Here is a 456-nt window from a genome sequence, read left to right on the forward strand (position 1 = left end):
GTTTGCAATGGCGGTGGCCAGTGCAGCGGTGGTGGTGTAAGTTGCGGAAAGATCGCCAACTTTCAGACCGTTCGGGCCAACAACCAAAGTTGCGCCGTCGAGTTTGATCGACAGAGTGTCGCCGGATTTCTGAATACCGTTGTCAGCAGTTACGCCGCTCAGACCGCCGAAGATCGACCAGTCGGAACCATTCCAACGCAACCATTTAACAGCAGTGGTGCTCCAAACCAGCGCACCGGCGCCAGCAGTGGAAACGTCGTAGGCAACAGAAACAATTACGCCGGAAGCGTCAACGACAACAATGTCGCCAGCCGAAGCGGAAACACCAGTTGCGAATTTGGTGCCGTCTTCGTAAATGTAGCGACCGGCAACGCCTGCGAATTCCGATTCCAGACCAACTACGTCAGTTTGGAAATCCAGACCAGCAATCGCGTTTTCAATCGCGTTGGTCATGGT

Annotated in this window: 1 protein-coding gene; it reads right to left on the reverse strand. The window is 54.4% G+C overall.

What is annotated here, in order from left to right; translation table 11 throughout:
• Positions 1 to 456: hypothetical protein (locus LPA54_RS38370; RefSeq protein ID WP_228985002.1), on the reverse strand; the 456-nt coding region annotated here is incomplete at both ends.

It is taken from the genome of Streptomyces sp. DH12 (assembly GCF_020873895.1).
GTDB lineage: Bacteria > Actinomycetota > Actinomycetes > Streptomycetales > Streptomycetaceae > Streptomyces.